The sequence below is a fragment of the Mycobacterium sp. genome (genome assembly GCF_049281135.1).
GTDB lineage: Bacteria > Actinomycetota > Actinomycetes > Mycobacteriales > Mycobacteriaceae > Mycobacterium.
In genome coordinates this window covers 1-21685 of record NZ_JBAPRN010000813.1, presented here as the reverse complement: position 1 = coordinate 21685, position 21685 = coordinate 1, and the positions used below count along the sequence as shown (strand labels likewise).

Here is a 21685-nt window from a genome sequence, read left to right as displayed (position 1 = left end):
AGTCTATCGAATATATGTTCGATACGGGAAGGGTCTCCGCTCGGCGCCCTTATTTCCAGAAAGCATTCATGGGTGTGGCGTACATGTCGTTGTCCGTGAGCGGGGCCAGAGTTCCCGGCGTGGGACTCAAAGCGTCTTCAATCGTTGCCATCAGGCTGTACTCGTTGGCGTAGGCGTCGGTGGTGAAGGGCCCGGGTTCCATCCCCCCATCCGTCACGGCGCCCCCGTTCGGGATGATGATCATCGGAACGTTGTTGCCTTCGTTACCGAAGCCCAAAGACAGGTTGTTGTTGTCCTCGTCCCACGTGATGATGATCGCGTCCTTTTCCCCATCGGCATTCCACGTGGGCGAGTTTTCGATGGTAGATATCGTCTGCTGGAGGTACTGGTCGCCGGCCGCGACGTTGTACTGCTGGTTCGTGAACTGGCTGGCAATGAACTGGAAAATGCCAGAAGGCGTATCGATGGGGCCTTCCATGTTGTTGTCCTCGTCGGGTTGGACCCACGCGAATTCCGGGAAGGTGTTCGGGTCCTGCAGAGCGTTCTCCAAGTACGACTGCGGCAGCAGGTGTTCCGCCAGGTAGGCGGGGGTGTTGTCGAAGACGTAGTTGAATTGCGCAAAGGGTAATTGGTCGACGGCGTAGTCACCCGACGACTCGATGGTCCCCGGGGCGGGCATGCCCTGCGCGTAGCCGGCCCACGATATGCCCGCCTGATCCATTTCTTGCATGAGGCTGTTCGCGTCGATGACGTTCCCGGTGGGGTTGTAGTCGAGGCCGAAGTCCGATCCGCCCACGGGCCGGATGTAGTTCGGGTCGCTGGGGTGGCCCAGCGCGAAGTAGTTGCTGTCGTAATCTTCTGTGTTGATCAGGCTGTTGATGTACGGCGCGTTGGGGCTGCCGACGATGTTGCCGACACCCTTGTTCTCCAGGTAGATCAGGAACACGTGATCCAGTTGGCCGACGTCGGACGTCGGTTGGGTGAGCGGCGCCGCGGTGAGGCTTGGATCGCCGACGGTGAACGACTCGTTGTCGGCGTACGCACCGTTGTAGTTGCCGAGGAACTGGTCGTTGTCGGTGAAGGTCGTGGTCACCTGTGCGGAGGTGGTGCCATCCGGGACCATCCCGGAGATGTCGCGGTCTTCAAACCCGGTGAAACCCAGGCGATCCCATATCGTGACGGGGTTGAGCGAGTCGGTGCCCAGCACGTCCCCGTGGGCGTCGAGGAAGGTGACCTGCACTGAGGCGTCGGACGGGTCCCAGCCTTGGCCACCGAGATCTGCGCTCAGGTTGAACGGCGTTCCGGCCGCGCCGGTGAGGTCGACGGTTTGGCTGATGGTGGACGTGGCCACGGGTCCGCCACCGGCGAAATTGTCACCTGCGCCCGAGGGAGCGGTCTGTGGAAAGTCGAAGAACTTTGGCAGCGGAGTCCCGAAGGCGAAGGGATAACCGCCCTGGGTGCCGTAGGCGATCACGGTCGGGGTGCCGGTCTCTGTCCAGCCCGGGATGGTCACCCCGCTGTAGCCCGACCCGGACGGGTCGGCCGTTTCGAAGCTGGGATTGACCAGCAAGTTCTCGCTCATCGGCTGCGCATCAGCGCCGGCATCACCGAAGATCAACCCGCCACCTTGACCATCAGCGCCGTCACAGATCAACCCACAGGCACTGCTGGTGGGATCGAACAGGTTGAACCAACTATTGATCAAGGTGTCAAATTGCTGACCAAGGCCGCTGTTAATCCAATCCTGTTCTAGCCCTTGCAAGGCATCGACCGGGCTGGCCGCCGCCACCGACTCGGTGGCACCCAAGCTCAGACTGCCCAGCTCGGGAACAGCCGCCGAACCGGCAGCCACATCACCCAGCGAACTCGCGATGGAATTGATGATCGGGTCAAGAATCGCGTCGAACTCATCGGCCTTGACCGTCGGCGCGGCGGCCACCTGCGTCATGCCTAAAGCCAAAAACGCACCGACAGCGCTACTCAAACCGACTACCCGACGGCGGGTCTGCGCGCTGCGCGACCGACGATTGCGTTTCGTGTCCCGATCACCAGCCATGGGTCCGACCTCGTTGTAGGCCCCCGCCAAAATCCCCTGTTATCTCAGGTTTCGTTAAGGTACTCCTCAGGTGGCGGCTATGGACGCGAACGAGCAAAACTTTCTACGCGCGCCGCACGCGACAGGACCGGCACATAGCCGTCCAGAAGTTGCGTAGCCGGTTACTTAATCGACCCCGATCGGCCGGCGAAATACTGAAACGCCAGGATCGCAGCGGGAAGGACAGACAGTGGCCCGATTCCGTGTAGGCGTCATGGACCTCAATCTCGTCTCCCGCCCGACGCCCGAGAGTTTGACGCGAGCCACTTACCTGAATGGGTTAACCAGCCGCGTTGACTCGTTGTGGGTTCCCGATCACCTCAACGGGTTGTTCCCGCGTTCGTTGTGGAAGCAGAAATATTGCGGCGCAACCAAGCTTGTACCGACCCTCGATGCGTACATGGAGCCGTGGACAATGCTCGGGCACCTCGCCGCGCGCAATAGATCGGGTCGCATGCATCTCGGTACAAGTGTGACCGACACCGGTCGACGCAACCCTGCAGTCACTGCCCAGGCCGCGGCGACGCTGCACCTACTCACCCGCGGGCGGGCAATTCTGGGCATCGGCACGGGTGAACGCGAAGGCAATGAGCCCTACGGGGTTGAGTGGTCCAAACCGGTTGCCCGGTTCGAGGAGGCGATGGCCACCATCCGCGCGCTGTGGGATTCTGGAGGTCAACTCGTCAACCGCGACTCGCCCTACTTCCCACTGCGAAACGCGCTATTTGATCTGCCGCCCTATGGCGGTAAGTGGCCCGAGATCTGGATCGCAGCCCACGGCCCGCGCATGCTACGTGCCGCAGGCCGATACGGCGACGGCTATTTTCCTGGCTTCCCGCACCGGCCTGAGGATTACGCGCGACGGCTGGAAGTCGTTCGTGCCGCCGCCTCCGACGCCGGACGCGACCCGATGTCCATCACTGCCGCTGTGTGGTTGCCGGTGATCACCGGTCGAAGTCGTGACGACGTCGATGAAGCGCTCGACTCCGAAATCGTCAAGTTCTGGGGGCTGTCGGCTTCCGATGACGATTACCGACGTCATGGCGCCCAGCACCCGCTGGGGGCGGGGTTCTCGGGGGCGCAGGATCTGCTGCCGTTCAACATGGACGAGCAAACGGCCTTATCCCATGTGGCTCAGATTCCGCCAGCACTCCTGCGGGAGACAACGCTGACCGGGACGCCCGAAGAGGTCCTCGAGCGGGCCGCGCAGTGGCGCGACTGCGGAGTCCGTTACATGGTGCTGACCAACGGCGGGCCCTTACAGCGGAGCCTGCGCAAGGGGCTGCTGTCGATGCGACCGTTCAACAAAATCATCCGCGGGCTGAAGAAGCTCTAGCGCGCGTAAGATCCCTGTATGAGAAGGACTTTCGTCGCTACATTCACGTTCGGGTTGATCCTCGCACTGTTCGGTCTGATCTGGGCGCTCCAAGGATTCGGAGTGCTTCAAGGTAGCCAGATGAGCAACACCACGACCTGGTCCATCACTGGGCCGATCACGGCGCTGATCGGGATCGTGGTTGCGGTTGTCAGTTGGCGGAAATTCCCGTCGAAATAGTTCCGGCAATCCAGCGCCATCACTTGCTCAATCGCTAGTGCTTCGCCGGCGGGGTCCGTATATTCCTTGCCCTACGCAAGCAAGGAGAATCCGCATGTTCACCTGCGAAGCCGTCGATCTGGGTTACCTCGACACCGCTCCAATACGCATTTCTGCCTCCATCAATGTGGACCGACCGCCGAGCGAGGTATTCGCCGCGCTTGCACACGACCCGGCCAACTGGGGCGAGTTCTTCCCCGGTTTCGACAGAACTGGCCGCTTCTTTACGCCGGCGCCGCACGGCGTTGGCTCGCGCTACACCAAGAGGCTCATCGGCATCAACATTGTCGAATCGGTACTCGTCTGGGATGAAGGCGCTCGGCTTGCGTTCCGTGTCGATTCCACAACCGCACCCGCGTTTCACGCCTGGGTTGAGGACTACCGCTGCGAGTCCGACGGCCACGGCGGCACTCTGTTGCGTGTTGCCATCGGCGGCAAGCCGAGACTTGCCTTCAAACTGGCCGCCCCGGTGCTACAGCCAATATTCACGCGCCTGATGACGCGCGTGGGTCACAACCTCGAGCGCGGTCGCTGGTTCTCCACTCCGAGAATCAATCCATAACACCGTCAGCATCCATAACGCAGATACAGTCATTGTGCTGAAATGTTTTGCGCCAGAACACTCTTGGCGCGGCGTGAGAAAATGCTCAGAGATTCTCAGACAATCGCCGTCATCTACCCGTGTTCGGGTCGAGACCAACCACGTTGCCACACAATCGACTCCAGTTGTTTACACAATTTAATGTTGCCGCCACCTCTGACCACTGGTCACAGCCAATACTCGAACAGAATCCAAGTGACGAAACGGCGGTGATGGTTGGTGGAGCAACTCAATACGCTCGACGCGGGTTTCCTCATGGCCGAGGATTCGGACCGTAATGTCAGTCTGGCAATCGGCGGAATCGCGGTCATCGAGGGGTCCGCGCCCGACTTTGAAAAATTCAAAGATGTTCTAGCAGAGCGTATTCAGAAAATTCCGCGCTGCACGCAGCTGCTCCGCACCCAGCCCTTCGACATCGGTGCGCCGCAGTGGGTCGACGATCCGGGATTCGATCTCAACCGCCACGTGCGGCGAGTCGCGGTGCCGCGGCCGGGCGATGACAGCGAACTGTTCGGAGTTGTCGCCGACGTGCTCGAGCGCCGCCTGCACCGGGATCGCCCGCTCTGGGAATGCTGGGTCATCGAAGGCCTGAAAGGCAATCGGTGGGCGATGCTGATGAAGATTCACCACTGCATGGCCGACGGAATATCTGCCACCCGCATCCTCAGCCGACTGTGCGACGACATCGAGGGCGACGCGTTCGCCCGGCCCGTCGCGAAGCGGACCACCCGGCGCCCGCACCTGAAGCCGGTGCCCGATCACACGCCGCGCAACAACCCATTGAGCAACCTGTGGCGAACCGCGACCGCCATCACCGATGCGGCCACCAAGACGGTTGGCGGCACCGTCGACATCGCCACGAGTCTGCTACGGCCGACATCTAGTTCGTCGCTGGTCGGTCCGGTCACCGCGATGCGCCGTTACCGCGCCGTTCGAGTTCCGCTCGCCGACGTCGAGCAGGTCTGCCGGAAGTTCGACGTGACCGTCAACGACGTCGCGCTGGCGGCGATCACCGAGGGCTTCCGCTCTGTGTTGCTTCGCCGCGGGGAGCAACCGCGGCCAGACTCGCTGCGCACACTGGTGCCGGTGTCGGTGCGTTCATCCGATGCGCTTGACAAGCCCGGCAACCGCCTTTCGATCATGCTGCCCTACCTGCCCGTCGAGGAGGGCGATCCGATCCAGCAGTTGCTCGCCGTACACAGTCGGCTGACCCGGACTAAACAGGGCGGTCAGCGACAGGCGGGCAACATGGCGGTATCGGCGAGCGGTTATGTCCCGTTCATGTTGTCCTCGTGGGTGATTCGATTGCTCACCCGGCTGCCGCAGCGCGGCATCATGACACTGGCTACCAATGTCCCGGGTCCACACCTGCGGCTGGAGATGATGGGCCGCAAGGTCGCCCGCCTGCTGCCAATTCCACCGATCGCGCTGCAGCTACGCACCGGTGTCGCGATCCTGAGCTACGCCGACGACCTGGTGTTCGGTATCACCGCGGACTACGACGCCGGATCCGACATCGATGAGTTGGCCGACGGCATCAAGATCGCCGTAGCACGCCTGGACATGCTCACCCAGGACTCGCTTCTGCTGTTCGACCGGAAATCGGTCTGACAGTCACCGACTAACCTGACTACCGGCACCGCGACGACGGGCCGGGAAGGCAGGGCGGGCAATGTCGGTCATCATCGACCCGCGCCGCCTGGACGCGGTGCTGTTCGACCTCGACGACCAGCCCGATGCCGCGGTCACGGCACGACTGCGCGACGCGGGCGTGCGCGTCGCCAGATCCGACGCCGCTGAGTTGGTCGAGTCGGCCAACCGGCTGGCGGTGCGGCCCGGCCGGTGCGCTGTCGTGGCAGCTACCGGGGCCGGGGTGACGGCCGCGCGAGCCGGCGGATTCGCATTGGTGGTCGCGATCGACTCGACCGGAACACCTGACAGCCGCGGTGCCGACACCGTGGTCTCCGATGTGCGCGACATCGATGTCCGCACCGGGTATCGCCGGATGTCCGAGCTGCCCGATGGTCTGCAGGCATTGGAGCTGACAACCGAACGACAGCCCGCGGTGTTCTACGACTTCGACGGCACGTTGTCCGAGATCGTCGAGGATCCTGACTCAGCCCGACTGGTTGACGGCGCTGCCGATGCGCTGACCTCGCTCAGCGCTGCATGCCCGGTGGCGATTCTGAGCGGACGCGACCTGGCCGATGTGCGCGAGCGGATCGGCCTGCCCGGACTTTGGTATGCGGGCAGCCACGGCTTCGAGCTGACCGGACCTGACGGCACACACCACCAGAACCCCGAGGCAGCAGCGAGTATCCCGGTGCTGGCCGGGGCGGCCGCCGACTTGGCCGACCAGCTGGGGCACATTCCCGGTGTGCTGGTGGAGCACAAGCGATTCGGTGTCGCCGTGCACTACCGTAACGCCGCCCGCGACCGGGTCGGCGAGGTGACTGCGGCGGTGCGAACCGCCGGGCAGCAGACCGCGCTTCGCGTCACGACAGGCCGTGAAGTCATCGAGCTACGTCCAAATATCGACTGGGACAAGGGAAAAACGTTGCACTGGGTGCTCGATTACATCCGCGACAACGAGAGAGCCGGCCCGCTGCTGCCGATCTACCTCGGCGACGACATCACCGACGAGGACGCTTTTGATGCGGTCGACGACGACGGCATCGCGATCCTGGTGCGTCACAGCGACGACGGGGACCGCGCCACCGCCGCGCGCTACGCGCTGGACGATCCCGGCCGGGTGCGAGAATTCACCGAGCGGCTCGCCCGCCGGCTCGCGCACTGATCACAGGACCGCTTGCGACTGAATGGTTTTGGCGGCTAGCTTGCCGTCATCGCCGCGAATCTCGGTCTCGACCACGATCACCCGCCGTCCGACGTGTAGCGGGCGGCTGTGCGCCTTGACCGTGCCGGAGCGGGTGGCGGCCATAAAATTGGTCTTGGATTCGATGGTCGTGGTGCCGCCAGCGCCCTCGGGGAGATTGAGGAACGCGCACACCGCGCCGGACGTGTCCGCGAGCGCCATGACGATCCCGCCGTGCAGCACGCCTCCGCCGGTAGTCAGATTTTGGGCCCAATCCAGGCTCAGCACAACTCCTTCGGGGCCGGCGGCATCCGCGGTGATACCCAGTGTCACGGCCAGCGGAACCAGCCCGTGGATCATTTCGGTTGCGGCGGAGTCGGTCACGTGTTCAGCCTCTCATTGCCTGCAGCGCCTCGGCGGTGGCCGCGTCGGCGGGATAGAACGACTCGATCGCCACCTCGGCGACCGTCACATCCAGCGGCGCGCCGACGACCGCGGTCATGCTGAAGAACGCCAACTCATTACCGTCGTGCCGTAGGCGCAACGGAACGGCGACGTCGGTGAGCTCGGGTCGCTCGGCCTCGCCGCCCGGGTAGGACGACAACTCGGCAAGCAGTTCGGCCAGCCGCGGGTCGAGGGTGACCTGAACTTGGCGGTGCAGCCGTTCGAGGATATGTGCCCGCCACTCAGGCAGATTGGCGATGCGGGATGCCATGCCGTCTGGATGCAGCGAGACGCGCAGCGCATTGACGGGCGGCGTGAGCAATGCGGGGTCGCATCCATCGATGAGCACCGCGACGGCGGTATTGCCGTCGAGCATTTCCCACCATCGGTTCACCACCAGTGCCGGATACGGCTCGTGGCCGGTGAGGATCTGACGCAGCGCCACCCGCAGACGCGCCAGCTCCGGTTCGTCGAGTGAGTGTTCGGGATAGGCGGGCGCGAAACCGCCGGCCAGCAGCAGCGCGTTGCGCTCGCGCAGCGGCACGTCGAGTTGCTCGCTGAGCCGCAGGATCATTCCCGAGGTCGGCTGCGACCGCCCGGTCTCCACGAAACTCAGGTGCCGAGCCGAGATGTCGGCCTGAATCGACAAGTCGAGCTGGCTTATTCGGCGCCGCTCGCGCCACTCGCGCAGCAGTTGGCCGACGGCCGGCGTTGGCCGGGCGCCGCGGGCCAGGGTCGTCATCGTCCCGATGCTAGCCGCGCCCAATCGCCGCCACGATTACCTGCCAGGTAATGGAAAGCGCGCTTTATCAGCTGTTGTTGTCGTCGTCCGACTTCTTGTCCTTGTCTTCGCCGGTTGCCAGTTCCAGCGTTGCCCAATGACTCGGCGAGACGAAGACGGTCCACTCGCCGTCGTCGCGCCCCATTTTTACGACGCCATTGTCGACTTCCCATTTGGTGCTGTCGTCGTAGTCCGTCGACTGCCCGTCGCTGTAGGTGAGTTTGAATGCCATGTCGCAGGCTGCCACGTCGGCGGCCTGGCTAAACCTCGGTGTATTCCACCGCGCCGTCCTCGAGCACCAGCCGTGCATCCCCGTCTCCGGCGCCGTTGGCGCCCGAGGCTTCGGTGCGGAATACCGCTTTGCCGGGCCCGGTGCGCCAGATCAGCGTCGTCAGCGTCTCGCCGGGAAATACCGGTTTGGTGAACCGCGCGTCGATCGCCGTGATCGCGTTGGCGTTGCCGTTGCCGAGTTCGGCGATCAGTGCACGACCGGAGAATCCGTAGGTGCACAGCCCGTGCATGATCGGCTTGGGGAAGCCGGCCAGTTCCTTGGCGAACCACGGATCGCTGTGCAGCGGGTTGCGGTCGCCGGAAAGCCGGTAGATCAGCGGCTGATCGTCGCGGGTGGGCAGGGCCACCCGGGCGTCGGGCTCGCGGTCGGGGACCTCCGGTGCGACCGGCCGCTCGCCAGGTTCTCCTCCGAAGCCGCCCTCGCCGCGGATCACCAGCGTGGTCAGCGTCTCGGCGATCAGTGTTCCGGTGTCGGGATCGGTGCCTCGGCCGCACAACATGATGATCGCGTTCTTGCCCTCGCCCTTGTCCTGAATGTCGGCCACCTCAGTGACCACCGACAGCTTGCCTGCGGGCGGCAGCGGCGCATGCAACCGAATTCCCTGCGAGCCGTGCAAGAGCATCGCCCAGTTGAACGATCCGACTTTCGCGGCCGCGCCGAACGCCGGGCAGCAGATCACGGCGTACGTCGGCAGCACCTGCTGGTCGATGTCATGGCTGTTTTCGGTGGTGAACTTCAGGTCGTCGAGGCCCGCGCCCACGCCGAGCGCGTAAAGCAACGTGTCGCGGTCGGTCCACTCGAACAGCACGGGTTCGGTGGTCGCGCCGACGGCTTTCGGATCGATCGCCATGCGGGTCTCCTCTTCGGTCAGGTTCCACTGGATGTCAATGAGGCGGCTCAGCCGTTCCACGCCATTCCACCACTAGCCCGACGCGGTGGGCGAGTGCGCCCGCATCCGCGATTTTCTCCACCCAACCGTGGCAAACGCATCACGCCGAGGCCGTCGGCAAGGCAGGCTATCGACATGCGCAATCGCACTCGCACCGTGATCTGGAAGGCTGCTGCCGCACTTGCCGCGGTCATCGCCGTCGGCGCCTGCTCGGGGTCACCGCAGGTACGCAGCATCACGTTGACGTTCATCCGGCACGCCGAGTCGCAGAGCAACGCCCAGCACGTCATCAACACCGACGTCCCCGGACCGAGTCTGAGCGAGCAAGGTCAAGGCCAGGCCGAAGAGCTTGCGCACCAACTCTCCCGCAACAACTTCGATGCCATCTACGCCTCGGACATGGTCCGCACCCAGCAGACCGCTGAGCCGCTGGCCCACGCGCTCGGCAAGAGCGTCGAGATCCTGCCCGGTCTGCGCGAGATCGACGCGGGTCGCTACAACAACACGCCCATGAAGAGGGCCGACCTGACCTACCTGGTCGCTCCGGCGGACTGGCTCAATGGCGACTTGAAGGACGCCATCCCGGGCTCAATCAGCGGCGAACAATTCAACGACCGCTTCACCGCCGCCGTTCAGAAGATCTACGACAGCGGCCACAACAAGCCGGTGGCCTTCGCGCACGCCGAGTCGATCATGTACTGGACATTGATGAACGTGAAGAACCCGAAGGACAGCCTGGCGACCAGTCATCCGCTGCCGAACCTCGGCCGCGTGGTCATCACTGGCAGCCCGGCGCTGGGCTGGACGTTGGTCGACTGGGACGGTATTCGCGACTTCAGTTACTGACCGAAGCGGCCATTTCTAGCGGTACGGTACTGGACAGTACTGCTGCTTCGGCCCTAGGGTGAGCGCTGTGACCGAGACGGCTCAGCGCGGCATGGCGGCGTCACCCTGGTCGCCGCGAGAAACCGAGTTGCTCGACGTGACCCTGCAGCTGCTGCAGGAACACGGCTACGATCGGCTGACTTTGGACGCCGTGGCCGCCCGCGCCCGAGCCAGCAAGGCCACCGTCTACCGGCGGTGGCCTTCGAAGGCCGAACTGGTGTTGGCCGCATTCATGGAGGGCTGCCGGCAGGTCGCAGTTCATCCCGACACCGGCACACTGCGCGGCGATCTGCTGCAGCTGGGACGCGTGATCAGCCAGCAGACCCACGAGCAGGCCGGCATCATCCGCGCCGTACTCGTCGAGATATCACGTCACCCCGCGCTGCACGATGCCATGCAGTCGGAGTTTCTGGATCAGCGGAAAGCCCTTTTGCAGGAGGTCCTGCGCGACGCGGTGCTGCGTGACGAGATCGACGCCGCCGCCATCAGCGACGAGCTCTGGGACCTGTTGCCGGGCTACCTGATCTTCCGGTCGATCATGCCCAACCGGCCGCCCACCGATCAGACCGTGCAAGCACTGATCGACGAGGTGATCATCCCGAGCTTGACCCGCCACCGAAAGGGCAACGGGTGAAACGCTTTTCGGTTACAGGTCTGATCCGACGACGCTGGATGATCCTGGTCACCGTGGCGGTGGTGGCGCTGGCGGGGTTCGCGGTGGACCGATTGCACGGCGCGTTCGGCTCGAACAAGAACGCGGGAGGCGGCAGTGGGGCCAACAACGAGATCGTTCCGTTCAACCCCAAGCAGGTCATCTACGACGTCTTCGGCACGCCGGGGTCGACGGCGACCATCAATTACCAGGATGTCCATGCCGCGCCGCAGCGAGTCGACAACGTCCCGCTGCCGTGGTCCTACACGATCACCACCACCGATCCCGCGGTCATCGCCAACGTGGTTGCCCAAGGCAACGGCGCCACCTTGGGCTGTCGCATCACCGTCAACGGCATCGTCAAAGACGAAAGGACCGTCAACGAATTGAGCGCCTACACCTTCTGCCTGGACAAGTCCGGATGAGTAATCACAGCAGTCGCCGTCCCTTCGTTCCGCACACCATTCACCGCTTGGCGGTGCCCATCCTGTTGTTCTGGGTGGCGCTGGCGGCCGTGCCGAATATCCTTGTGCCGCAACTGGAAGAGGTCGGCAGGCTGCACAACGTCGGTCTCAGCTCGCCCGAGGCGCCGTCGTATCAGGCGTTCAAACACATCGGCAAGGTGTTCCACGAGTTCGACACCGACAGCTCGGCGATGATCGTCCTGGAAGGCGACAAGCCGCTCGGCGCCGACGCCCACAAGTTCTACGACGCGATGGTTCACAAGCTGGAGCAGGACAAAAAGCACGTTCAGCACATCCAGGACTTCTGGGGAGACACGCTGACGGCGGCGGGATCGCAGAGCAGTGATGGCAAGGCCGCTTACGTTCAGCTCTTTCTCAACGGAGCCCAGGGCGAGGCATTGTCCAACGAGTCCGTCGACGCGGTCCGCGCCACCATCGATCACATGCAGCCGCCACCGGGCGTCAGGGCCTACCTCACCGGCGCTGCCCCACTGATCGCCGATCAATTCACCGAAGGCAGCAAGGGATCCAACAAAGTCACCGCGATCACCATCGGCGTGATCGCGGTGATGCTGTTCTTCGTCTATCGATCGTTTTCCACCACGCTTTTGGTCTTGGCGACCGTCCTGATCGAGATGGCCGCGGCGCGCGGATTCGTTGCCTTCCTTGGCAATGTCGGGATTTTGGGGCTGTCGACGTACGCCACCAATCTGCTGACATTGCTGGTGATCGCCGCCGGAACGGATTACGCGATATTTTTCGTCGGCCGGTATCACGAGGCGCGCGCGGCCGGCGAAGAGCGCGAGGACGCCTTCTACCTGATGTACCGCGGCACCTCGCATGTTGTCTTGGGCTCGGGCCTGACGGTTGCCAGCGCGGTGGCGTGCCTCAGTTTCACCCGGCTGCCCTACTTTCAAAGCCTGGGCCTGCCCGCGGCGATCGGGATCCTGGTGGCCTTGGCGGCCTCGCTCACGCTAGGCCCGGCCATCCTGACGATTGCCAGTCATTTCGGCCTGTTCGATCCCAAGCGCGTGCTGCAAACTCGCGGCTGGCGTCGCATCGGCACGGCTATTGTCCGTTGGCCCGCACCGATTCTCGTCGTGTCGATCGCCATCGCGCTCATCGGTCTGCTCGCCCTGCCCGGCTACAAGACCAGCTACGACACCCGGCCCTACATTCCCGCCTCTGCTGCGGCCAACGTCGGATACACCGCCGCCGAACGGCACTTCTCCCGCGCCCGGTTGGAGCCCGAACTGCTGATGATCGAGGCCGACCACGACCTGCGCAATCCGGCCGACATGCTCGTGCTGGACAAGGTGGCCAAGGGCGTGGTCCACATACCCGGCATCGCTCAGGTGCAGTCCATCACCCGGCCGTTGGGTGCCCCCCTCGACCACAGCTCGATCGCATTCCAGATCAGCCAGCAAAGCATCGGCCAGGTGCAGAATCTCAAGTACCAAATGGACCGTGCGCAGGACCTCTTACGGCAATCCGCCGAGCTGACAAAGACGATCGGCATCCTGCATCAGCAATATGCCCTGCAACAGCAGCTCGCCGGTGCCACCCATGACGAGACCCAGAAGTTCCACGAGACCCTGGCGATCATTTCCGAGGTGCGAGACAAGCTCGCGAACTTCGACGACTTCTTCCGGCCGCTGCACAGTTACTTCTACTGGGAAAAGCACTGCTACGACATCCCGGCGTGCTTCGCCCTGCGCAATACCTTCGAGGCAATCGACAGCATCGACCAGCTCACCGAGAAGTTCGAAGACCTGGTCATTAGCCTGTACAAGCTCGACTCGATCCAGCCGCAACTGGTGGGGCTGATCCCACCCCAGATCGCCAGCCAGGAGATCAACCAGGAACTGGTGTTGAAGAACTTCGCCACCAATGGCGGGATCGCCAATCAGTCGGCCACCGCCAACGACAATCCGGCCGCGCTGGGGCAGGCCTTCGATAAATCCAAAAACGACGACCTGTTCTACCTGCCGCCGGAAGTATTCAGCAACCCCGACTTCAAACGTGGCCTGAAACTGTTCATGTCGCCCGACGGCAAAGCGGCTCGCATGATCATCACTCATGAAGGCGACCCGGCAGAGCCCTCGGCCATCTCCCACGTCGACCCGATCAAGCTCGCCGCGCACGAGGCGGTGAAGAACACGCCGCTGGCGGGTTCCAGCTTCTATCTCGGCGGTACCGCGTCGACCTACAAAGACATTCAGGAGATGTCGAGTTACGACGTGCTGATCGTCGCGATTGCCTCGCTGAGCCTGATCCTGCTGATCATGATGATCATCACTCGCAGCCTGGTAGCCGCGATCGTGATCGTCGGCACTGTCGCGCTGTCGTTGGGCGCATCGTTCGGGCTGTCGGTGCTGGTGTGGCAGTACATGCTGGGCATCAAATTGTATTGGGTGGTACTGGCTTTGGCGGTCATCCTGCTGCTGGCGGTCGGATCCGACTACAACCTGCTGCTGATCTCCCGGTTCAAAGAGGAAATTCACGCGGGTCTCAAGACCGGCGTCATCCGCGCGATGGCCGGCTCCGGTTCGGTGGTGACCGCAGCCGGTCTGGTCTTCGCCGTGACCATGTGCGGGTTCGTGTTCAGCGGTCTGCAGACACTCGGTCAGATCGGTACCACTATCGGCCTTGGGCTGCTGTTCGACACCCTGATCGTCCGTTCCTTCATGACGCCGACCATCGCCACTCTGCTCGGCCGCTGGTTCTGGTGGCCGCTGCGAGTGCGACCGCGACCGGCCAGTCAGATGTTGCAGCCGTATGGATCACGACAGGCCGTGCGCCAGTTGCTGCTGTGGGACGACGAAGACACCGCGGTGATGTCGCGCTGATCCGCGCTGGCGACGGCGTCAGAGATAACGCCTGACTCGTCGGCAATACTCCGCGTATTCCTCCGAGTAGTGTTGCCGCATAAAGCTTTCTTCGCGCAACACTTGCCGGTGGAACAGTACGAACCCAGCGGCAAGATAGAGCAACGGAACCCAGTTGGGAAACACCAGGAACTGGCCGACCAACACAAGCGCGAACCCAACGTAAATCGGATTGCGGCTGACGGCGAAAATGCCTGTGGTCACCAGCTTATCGGGTTGGTCGACGTCGATGCCGACCCGGAAACTCTTGCCGAACGACACCAGGCTTGCGAGCAACACCAGCAGACCGATGAAGCACAGCCCGACACCGATCCAGGCAATGACGTTGGAGTGGAAGAACTTCTGAGTGCTGACCAGCGGCCAATGGAATGCCGCAGCAAAGATTGTGTAGAAGTAGAGCAGCGCCACCGGTGGGATCAGGAAGTCCGACTTGTCAAGGTTGCCGAGGTGCATCGCCCGCGTCCCTGCCCGTCGTAGCAGCAGCACTCGTGTTATCACCGTGCCAAGCAGCAGCACGATCGCCAGAGCGGCTAAATATCCGATCACCGAGAGCCCTTCCTAGCCATCACATCGACCTGGAAGAATTCATCAGTTGATGAAGTCATCATGTGATGAATAATGCGCTCTCGCCGCGGACTCGTCAAGGTTCACGCCAGGTGGCCCCCGTTCCCGCGGCTGGGCCGGTGTCCACGATCACGTCACACTGCGTTGACGTGCGGCCCAGCCGGGCGCACCATGTGTCTCATGCGTTATATCGTTACCGGCGGTACCGGGTTTATTGGGCGCCGCGTAGTGTCCCGTCTGCTCGACAACCGGCCGGACGCCGAGGTGTGGGTTTTGGTCCGACGCTCGTCGCTAGGTCGGTTCGAGCAGCTAGCCGAACAATGGGGTGAGCGGGCGAACCCGCTGGTCGGCGGGCTGACCGAGCCGGGCCTCGGGTTGACCGACGAGGCCGTCGCGGAGCTGGGCGACGTCGATCACCTGGTGCATTGTGCGGCGATCTACGACATCACCGCCGCCGAGCCCGAGCAGCGCGCCGCCAACGTGGACGGCACCCGGGCCGTCATCGACTTGGCGCGCCGGCTCGATGCGACGCTGCACCACGTCTCGTCGATCGCGGTGGCCGGAGATTTCCACGGCGAATACACCGAAGCCGATTTCGACATCGGCCAACAGCTGCCGACGCCGTATCACCAGACCAAGTTCGAAGCCGAGATGCTGGTCCGCTCGACGACTGGGCTGCGCTACCGGATCTACCGGCCGGCGGTCGTGGTGGGCGATTCGCGCACCGGCGAGATGGACAAGATCGACGGGCCGTACTACTTCTTCGGCACGCTGGCCAAGCTGGCCGTGCTACCCCGGCTGACGCCGATCATGTTGCCCGACACCGGGCGCACCAACATCGTCCCGGTCGACTACGTCGCCGACGCCATTGTCGCGTTGCTGCACGCCGACGATCGCGACGGCCAGACATTCCACCTGACCGCACCGAAAACCATTGGGCTGCGCGGCATCTACCGTGGAATCGCCGCCGCGGCCGGCTTGCCGCCGCTACGCGGCTCGCTCCCCCGGTCGGTGGCCGCACCGGTGCTCAAAGTGCGTGGCCGACCCAAGGTTTGGCGCAACATGGTGGCCACTCAACTGGGCATCCCCGGCGAGGTCCTCGACGTCGTCGACCTCGCTCCGACCTTCACCTCCGAGCAGACCCAGAAAGCATTGCACGGCAAGGGCATTGCAGTGCCCGAGTTCGCCAGTTATGCGCCCGCGCTGTGGCGGTACTGGGCCGAGCACCTCGATCCCGACCGCGCCCGCCGCGACGACCCGGAGGGACCGCTGGTCGGTCGGCACGTGATCATCACCGGAGCTTCCAGCGGCATCGGCCGGGCATCGGCCGTCGCGGTCGCCGAACGGGGAGCGACGGTGTTCGCACTGGCCCGTAACGGCGATGCCCTCGATGACCTGGTCGCCGAGATTCGCGCCAACGGCGGTCAGGCCTACGCATTCACCTGTGACGTCACCGACTCCGCGTCGGTGGAACACACCGTCAAGGACATCCTGGGCCGGTTCGATCACGTCGACTACCTGGTGAACAACGCGGGCCGGTCGATCCGCCGATCGGTCGTCAATCAGACCGACCGGTTGCATGACTACGAGCGGGTGATGGCAGTCAACTACTTCGGTGCGGTGCGGATGGTGTTGGCACTGCTGCCGCATTGGCGTGAGCGCCGATTCGGTCACGTGGTCAACGTGTCCAGCGCCGGCGTGCAGGCACGTAGCCCGAAGTACAGCGCCTATCTGCCGACCAAGGCCGCGCTCGATGCGTTCTCGGAAGTGGTTGCCACCGAAACGCTTTCCGACCACGTCACATTCACCAACGTGCACATGCCGTTGGTGGCGACCCCGATGATCAAGCCGTCGCGGCGGCTCAACCCGGTTCCGCCGATCACGGCCGAACACGCGGCTGCGATGGTGGTGCGCGGGCTGATCGACAAGCCGCTGCGGATCGACACCCCGCTGGGCACTCTGTCCGAGGCCGGTCATTACTTCACCCCCAAGCTGTCGCGGCGAATCCTGCATCAGGTCTACCTCGGTTATCCGGATTCGGCTGCGGCCCGCGGCGAGCATGCGCCCACGGCGGTCACCGGCGAAGGCGTTGTGGAACAAGGCTCTTCACGCCGGCCGAAGCGTCCCGCGCGCGCCGCGGTGGCCCGAGTTCGGGTGCCTGGTCCGATCAAGCGGGTCGTTCGACTGGTCCCCGGCGTGCACTGGTAATTGCGCACACCCGAAAATGCCGATCGGGTTACCCTGAAAACCGTGGGGGATGACACGGATCTGGACAACACGATTGGCGAAGCCGACGTCGTCCGGCGTGCGTTCGACAGCCTCCCGACCTTCATCGTCGCGTTCGCAGGTCCCGAACACCGCTATGTTGCCGCAAATGCGGCGGTGCGAGCCGCGTTTCCCGCGGTGAGGTTGGGTGTTCCGGCGCGTGAGTTATTCCCCGAGTTCGAGGGCCAGAACCTGATCGAGATTCTCAACCGGGTTTATCGCACCGGAGAAATCCAGCAGGGACGGGAGTGGCGTTTCCAATTCGACTTCGACGGATCGGGAACCATGCAGGAGATCTGTGGAGACATCGTCGTCAGTCCCCGCATCGGCCTGGACGGGAACGTCGAGGGCTCCCAGGTGATGATGACCGACGTCACCGCGCAGGTACATGAGCGCAGGGCCGCCGAAGCCCACGCAGCCGAACTGTCCGAGCGTTACGCGCAGGTGCGGGATCTTGGGATTTTGGTACAGCGAGCGCTGCTTTCGCCATCGCTGCCGGTACTACCGGGCGCGGACATCGCGGCCGAATACCTGGTGGCCACGCAGGATACCGGAGCCGGGGGCGACTGGTTCGAGGCCATGCCCGGCGATTCCGGAATCGTATTTCTCGTCGTCGGCGACGTGGTCGGCCACGGCGTCGAAGCCGCGGCGGTGATGGCTCAGCTACGGACCGCGATTCGTCTCGAACTGTTGGCCGGCAAGAGCATCACCGAAAGCCTCACGGCAGTAGACGATTTCAGCAAGCATATACCGGGGGCGAAGGCGGCGACCCTGTGCATCGGCCGCCTCGACACCCACACCGGGGCGTTCGAGTACTGCACCGCGGGCCACCCTCCTCCGCTGCTGATCAGCGGCGGCGTCGCCCGATTCCTCGAGCCGTCGGGCGCCGGTCCGCTGGGCAGCGAGCTCGGCTTCGCCACCGCCACCCACAACGTGGACGTCGATGATGCGGTGTTGCTCTACAGCGATGGCATCATCGAGCGCCCCGGCCGGCCCCTTGCCGCCAGCACCGCCGAACTCGCCGATTTTGCGGCTCGTATCCTTGGCGGCTCGGCCTTCCCGATCGAGACAGCAACGCGTCCCGTCGAACGCTTGTGCTCACAGACACTGGAACTGATGCTGCGCACCACGGGCTACAGCGACGACGTGACGTTGCTTGCCGCGCAACGACGTACGCCGCCACCGGCGCTGAACTTGACCTTGGATGCCGACATCTGCGCAGCGCGAGAGGTTCGAGCCGCGCTGCGAGCCTGGCTATCCGCTATCGGCGCCGACGACATGGATGTTCTGATCATCGTGCAGATCATCTGCGAGTTCGTCGAGAACTCGTTCGAGCACGGATATCGGTCAGCCCCCGGGGACGGTATCGACGTCGAGGCAACTCTGGACGACGACGGCATGGTGCACGCCACGGTGACCGATCGTGGGCAGTGGAAGACCCCGTCGGCGGACCCGGGAATGCGCGGCCGCGGGCTGATGCTCGCGGATGCACTGGCCACCGAAAGCCGCGTCGTCGGCCGCGACACCGGTACCACCGCCTCCATTACGCACCTATTGAGTCGGCCCGCCCGCATCGTCACCGACTCCAACGTTGCGCCGGTCGTCGAACGGACCAACGCGCCCGAGTTCTCCGCGGCGGTCGTCGAGGGTGGATTCCTGGTGATCACCGGAGATGTCGACAACGAGACTGCGCCGTCTCTGGCGTCGCAGATCTCGCGTCAAAGCCGCTCGGGCACTTTTCCTTTGAGTCTCGACCTGTCGCCGGTGACGCACATGGGGTCGGCTGGTCTGCGAGTCTTGGCAGAAGCGTTGGAGCGCTCGCGACAGCATGACACCGAACTTGGACTGATTGCCCCACCGGGGACGCCGGCCCACCACGTCCTGATGCTGGTCGGTCTACCGGTGGTGAGCGAGGCGGTCGTCGACCGGGTCGACTAGCCGGCGGCAGGTATCGTCTCGGTGGTGGCCGCCGCACCAGTTTTCGCCGACGTCGACACCGGCGTGGACGACGCCATCGCGCTGATTTATCTGCTGGCCAGTCCAGAAGCCGAACTCGTCGGCATCGCCTCGACCGGCGGAAACGTTGGCGTGGAACAAGTCTGCGAGAACAACCTCGGCCTGCTCGAGCTATGCCGCGTCGATGGCGTGCCGGTGTCCAAGGGCGCCGCTCACCCGTTGAAAGCCCCAAGCCCGCTCGGCGACAGCGCCGTCCATGGACCACGGGGCCTGGGCTATGCCGAGCTGCCGTCGACCGACCGGGAGCTCTGCGGCGATGACGCCGCGTCGGCGTGGGTCCGGGCCGCCCGTGAGCATCCCGGGGAGCTGATCGGGCTGGCCACCGGACCGCTGACCAACCTGGCACTGGCGCTGCGCAAGGAACCGGCGCTGCCAACACTGTTGCGCCGGTTGGTGATCATGGGCGGCGTGTACGACTACCGCGGCAATACAAATGCGGTGTCAGAGTGGAATATCGCAGTGGACCCTGAAGCGGCGGCTGAGGTCTTCGCTGCCTGGTCTCCGAATGGAACAGAAGAGGTTGACCCGCAACGTCTTCCGATCTTGTGCGGCCTCGATGTAACTCGGCAGATCGCGCTGACGCCCGACATCCTGGTCCAGCTGGCCGCCGCTGCGAGTACCACGACCACCGCGCTGAGCGTCAACGACGAGCCGGGCACCCGGTCGTCGTCGCCGAACGCGTTGATTCGGATGATCGAGGACGCGATGCGCTTCTACCTGGAGTCCTATCACCGCCTCGGACACGGCTATCAGGCACATCTGCACGACCCGCTGGCCGCTGCGATCGCACTGGACCCGCATCTCGTCGACACCCGGCAGGCCACGGTGGACGTCGAGTTGACCGGCACGCTGACCCGGGGCATGACAGTCACCGACTGGTCAGGACGCTGGGGCCGAAAGGCCAACGCGCTGATCGGCGTTGGCGTTGACCCGCCGGTGTTCTTCGACCGGTTCGTCGCTCGGGTGGGGCCGTTCGCCGCTCGGCTGGGCTGACTGGCTTTACTCGTATATTCCCTCCAGATACCACCTCCGTTGCCGGTAGCACAGCAGCAGCGCGGTACCGGGATCGGACGCCCGCTCACCTTCCAGGAGCACCTGCACACGCGCGGTGCGGCCCGCCGCGCGATCCGGATCCCACCACCGTTCGTCGACCGGCCACGGTCCGGCCCACCAACGCAGCCGATCGTCACGGTCGCGGGCGGTCAGCCGCGCCGGGTCGGCGGAAAACAGTCCACGGCTGGTAACTCGGACCGAATTGCCTTGACCATCAAGCAATTCCACCGGGTCATCGAGCAAGACCGTCGGCGAAGGCTCCGGCAGTTGACCGGGCCATGGCAGATCTGCGTCGGCGCGCGGCACCAGCTCGTCGCCCAGCGGCGTCAACGTGATGCGCTCGGCCGGCCCGCGACCGCCGGACAGCACCGGCACTTGCACCGCCTCCGGACCGAGCAGGCCCTGCACCCGTACCAGTGCTCGTCGGGCCCGCATCCTGTCCTCTTCGCCGAGACCGCCCCACAGTGGCAACTGCAGCGCCCCCGCCGACACCACCTCCACCGCGTGCAGCCGCAACAGCACTACCGGCGCAGTAGGTCGATCCACGACGATCCGGGTGTTCAACCAGCCGTCCAGCTGCCAGCGCACTCGGTCGGCCGTGGCATCCTCGGTCAACGGCTCGGCACAGCGCCAAACCCGAGTCAGCTCTTCGCCATTGGCGGTGACGGCGTGGACAGCCAGCCGAGTGCAGCCCACCCCGGCTGCCATCAACGTCTGATGCAACGCGCTGGCCAATGAGCGCCCGGCGAATGCCGCGGCGTCGACCCGGTCGATCGGCGGATCGCAGTGCAGCACCGCATCGAGTTCGGCCGGCGGCTCTCGCCCGGACGGCCCGCGTTCCGGCTCGCCGCGGGCGAACCGGTGCGCGCTCACCGCATCGGCCCCGAATCGGGAAGCCACGTCGGTGCGCGACAGCGCGGCGAACTGCCCGATGGTGCGGATTCCCATCCGCCAGAGCAGATCTGCCAGATCCGCCCGCCCCGGACCGGACAGGCTCGGCTCGGTGGCGAGTTGCCGGATCGACAGCACCGACAGAAATCGTGCGTCCTCTCCCGCTGCCACGACGCGGCCCGCACGGGCGGCGAATACCGCGGTGGACAGCTGATCGGCTACCCCGACCTGACACTCGGCGCCGGCGGCGGCCACGGCATCGGTCAGTCGTTCGGCAACCTGCTGCTCGGACCCGAAAAAGCGAGCCGCCCCGCGAGCCGGCAACACGACCAGGCCGGGACGCAATACCTCGGCGCGAGGCACCAGGTCGTCCACCGACGCGACGACCCCTTCGAAGAAGCGGGCGTCGCGGTCGGCGTCGGCGGCCACGACGTGCAGTTGCGGACAGCGCGCCGACGCCTCGCGGCGCCGCAGCCCTCGCCGCACACCCACCGAA

General features: G+C 64.5%; 19 protein-coding genes. 12 read left to right on the top strand and 7 right to left on the bottom strand.

Annotated features, from left to right (window positions below; all coding sequences use genetic code 11):
- Positions 1 to 49: 49 nt before the first annotated feature.
- Positions 50 to 1948, bottom strand: a complete 1899-nt coding sequence (locus WAN02_RS32265; RefSeq protein ID WP_422269422.1) for an alkaline phosphatase family protein — start codon at positions 1946 to 1948, stop codon at positions 50 to 52.
- Between the two features lie 337 nt (positions 1949 to 2285).
- Between WAN02_RS32265 and WAN02_RS32260 the strand changes: the two genes are divergently transcribed.
- The 5 genes from WAN02_RS32260 to otsB all read left to right on the top strand — a co-directional run bounded on the left by WAN02_RS32260 (position 2286) and on the right by otsB (position 7087).
- A complete protein-coding gene (locus tag WAN02_RS32260) occupies positions 2286 to 3431 on the top strand; it encodes an LLM class flavin-dependent oxidoreductase (RefSeq protein ID WP_422269421.1) in 1146 nt (381 codons plus the stop codon).
- An 18-nt stretch (positions 3432 to 3449) separates the two neighbouring features.
- Complete coding sequence (locus WAN02_RS32255; protein ID WP_422269420.1) at positions 3450 to 3650, top strand: hypothetical protein; 201 nt, start codon at positions 3450 to 3452, stop codon at positions 3648 to 3650.
- A gap of 94 nt (positions 3651 to 3744) precedes the next feature.
- Positions 3745 to 4251, top strand: coding sequence for an SRPBCC family protein (locus WAN02_RS32250; protein WP_422269419.1), 507 nt, complete (start codon positions 3745 to 3747; stop codon positions 4249 to 4251).
- A 258-nt stretch (positions 4252 to 4509) separates the two neighbouring features.
- Positions 4510 to 5901 (top strand): WS/DGAT/MGAT family O-acyltransferase, encoded by a 1392-nt coding sequence (locus tag WAN02_RS32245; protein ID WP_422269418.1) that lies wholly within the window; start codon positions 4510 to 4512, stop codon positions 5899 to 5901.
- Between the two features lie 61 nt (positions 5902 to 5962).
- Positions 5963 to 7087 carry a trehalose-phosphatase gene (otsB, locus tag WAN02_RS32240; protein WP_422269417.1) on the top strand — a complete coding sequence of 375 codons (1125 nt, stop codon included), beginning with the start codon at positions 5963 to 5965 and terminating at the stop codon, positions 7085 to 7087.
- Here otsB and WAN02_RS32235 read toward each other — a convergent pair whose 3' ends face one another.
- The 4 genes from WAN02_RS32235 to WAN02_RS32220 form a co-directional block, all read right to left on the bottom strand.
- Positions 7088 to 7465: a PaaI family thioesterase gene (locus tag WAN02_RS32235; RefSeq protein WP_422269429.1), complete on the bottom strand. Its 378-nt coding sequence runs from the start codon at positions 7463 to 7465 to the stop codon at positions 7088 to 7090.
- Between the two features lie 28 nt (positions 7466 to 7493).
- Positions 7494 to 8291, bottom strand: coding sequence for a helix-turn-helix domain-containing protein (locus tag WAN02_RS32230; protein ID WP_422269416.1), 798 nt, complete (start codon positions 8289 to 8291; stop codon positions 7494 to 7496).
- 67 nt (positions 8292 to 8358) lie between these two features.
- Complete coding sequence (locus WAN02_RS32225) at positions 8359 to 8562, bottom strand: hypothetical protein (protein WP_422269415.1); 204 nt, start codon at positions 8560 to 8562, stop codon at positions 8359 to 8361.
- 28 nt (positions 8563 to 8590) lie between these two features.
- Positions 8591 to 9472, bottom strand: coding sequence for a MaoC/PaaZ C-terminal domain-containing protein (locus WAN02_RS32220; protein ID WP_422269428.1), 882 nt, complete (start codon positions 9470 to 9472; stop codon positions 8591 to 8593).
- Between the two features lie 174 nt (positions 9473 to 9646).
- Here WAN02_RS32220 and WAN02_RS32215 point away from each other — a divergent pair, with 174 nt between their 5' ends.
- From WAN02_RS32215 to WAN02_RS32200, 4 genes are all read left to right on the top strand, one after another.
- Positions 9647 to 10357 carry a histidine phosphatase family protein gene (locus WAN02_RS32215; RefSeq protein WP_422269414.1) on the top strand — a complete coding sequence of 237 codons (711 nt, stop codon included), beginning with the start codon at positions 9647 to 9649 and terminating at the stop codon, positions 10355 to 10357.
- A 91-nt stretch (positions 10358 to 10448) separates the two neighbouring features.
- Positions 10449 to 11030, top strand: coding sequence for a TetR/AcrR family transcriptional regulator (locus WAN02_RS32210; protein WP_422269427.1), 582 nt, complete (start codon positions 10449 to 10451; stop codon positions 11028 to 11030).
- A complete protein-coding gene (locus tag WAN02_RS32205) occupies positions 11027 to 11473 on the top strand; it encodes an MmpS family transport accessory protein (protein ID WP_422269413.1) in 447 nt (148 codons plus the stop codon). The genes WAN02_RS32210 and WAN02_RS32205 overlap by 4 nt, the downstream gene beginning before the upstream one ends.
- Positions 11470 to 14361, top strand: coding sequence for an RND family transporter (locus WAN02_RS32200; RefSeq protein ID WP_422269412.1), 2892 nt, complete (start codon positions 11470 to 11472; stop codon positions 14359 to 14361). Before WAN02_RS32205 ends, WAN02_RS32200 begins: the two co-directional genes overlap by 4 nt.
- A gap of 18 nt (positions 14362 to 14379) precedes the next feature.
- Here the strand turns inward: WAN02_RS32200 and WAN02_RS32195 are convergent, their stop codons facing one another.
- The gene (locus WAN02_RS32195) at positions 14380 to 14946 is read right to left on the bottom strand and encodes a methyltransferase family protein (RefSeq protein ID WP_422269411.1); all 567 of its coding nucleotides are present in this window, start codon (positions 14944 to 14946) and stop codon (positions 14380 to 14382) included.
- Between the two features lie 198 nt (positions 14947 to 15144).
- Between WAN02_RS32195 and WAN02_RS32190 the strand changes: the two genes are divergently transcribed.
- From WAN02_RS32190 to WAN02_RS32180, 3 genes are read left to right on the top strand one after another with little or no spacing between them, the layout of a single operon-like run.
- The gene (locus tag WAN02_RS32190) at positions 15145 to 17172 is read left to right on the top strand and encodes an SDR family oxidoreductase (protein ID WP_422269410.1); all 2028 of its coding nucleotides are present in this window, start codon (positions 15145 to 15147) and stop codon (positions 17170 to 17172) included.
- A gap of 42 nt (positions 17173 to 17214) precedes the next feature.
- Positions 17215 to 19167, top strand: coding sequence for a SpoIIE family protein phosphatase (locus WAN02_RS32185; RefSeq protein WP_422269409.1), 1953 nt, complete (start codon positions 17215 to 17217; stop codon positions 19165 to 19167).
- Positions 19168 to 19188: 21 nt separating this feature from the next.
- On the top strand, positions 19189 to 20238 hold the full coding sequence (locus WAN02_RS32180; RefSeq protein ID WP_422269408.1) for a nucleoside hydrolase: 1050 nt from the start codon (positions 19189 to 19191) through the stop codon (positions 20236 to 20238).
- 6 nt (positions 20239 to 20244) lie between these two features.
- Here the strand turns inward: WAN02_RS32180 and WAN02_RS32175 are convergent.
- Positions 20245 to 21685, bottom strand: a 1441-nt coding sequence (locus WAN02_RS32175) for a DNA polymerase Y family protein (RefSeq protein WP_422269407.1), incomplete at its 5' end; no start/stop codon positions are given.

Excerpts from the sequence above, each read along its gene's own strand:
- WAN02_RS32265 (WP_422269422.1), bottom strand. The coding sequence starts at position 1,948 with ATGACGCAGGTGGCCGCCGCGCCGACGGTCAAGGCCGATGAGTTCGAC.
- WAN02_RS32235 (WP_422269429.1), bottom strand. The coding sequence starts at position 7,465 with ATGATCCACGGGCTGGTTCCGCTGGCCGTGACACTGGGTATCACCGCG.
- WAN02_RS32250 (WP_422269419.1), top strand. The coding sequence starts at position 3,745 with ATGTTCACCTGCGAAGCCGTCGATCTGGGTTACCTCGACACCGCTCCA.
- WAN02_RS32255 (WP_422269420.1), top strand. The coding sequence starts at position 3,450 with ATGAGAAGGACTTTCGTCGCTACATTCACGTTCGGGTTGATCCTCGCA.
- WAN02_RS32190 (WP_422269410.1), top strand. The coding sequence starts at position 15,145 with ATGCGTTATATCGTTACCGGCGGTACCGGGTTTATTGGGCGCCGCGTA.
- WAN02_RS32225 (WP_422269415.1), bottom strand. The coding sequence starts at position 8,562 with ATGGCATTCAAACTCACCTACAGCGACGGGCAGTCGACGGACTACGAC.
- WAN02_RS32200 (WP_422269412.1), top strand. The coding sequence starts at position 11,470 with ATGAGTAATCACAGCAGTCGCCGTCCCTTCGTTCCGCACACCATTCAC.
- WAN02_RS32220 (WP_422269428.1), bottom strand. The coding sequence starts at position 9,472 with ATGGCGATCGATCCGAAAGCCGTCGGCGCGACCACCGAACCCGTGCTG.
- WAN02_RS32215 (WP_422269414.1), top strand. The coding sequence starts at position 9,647 with ATGCGCAATCGCACTCGCACCGTGATCTGGAAGGCTGCTGCCGCACTT.
- otsB (WP_422269417.1), top strand. The coding sequence starts at position 5,963 with ATGTCGGTCATCATCGACCCGCGCCGCCTGGACGCGGTGCTGTTCGAC.
- WAN02_RS32230 (WP_422269416.1), bottom strand. The coding sequence starts at position 8,291 with ATGACGACCCTGGCCCGCGGCGCCCGGCCAACGCCGGCCGTCGGCCAA.
- WAN02_RS32210 (WP_422269427.1), top strand. The coding sequence starts at position 10,449 with ATGGCGGCGTCACCCTGGTCGCCGCGAGAAACCGAGTTGCTCGACGTG.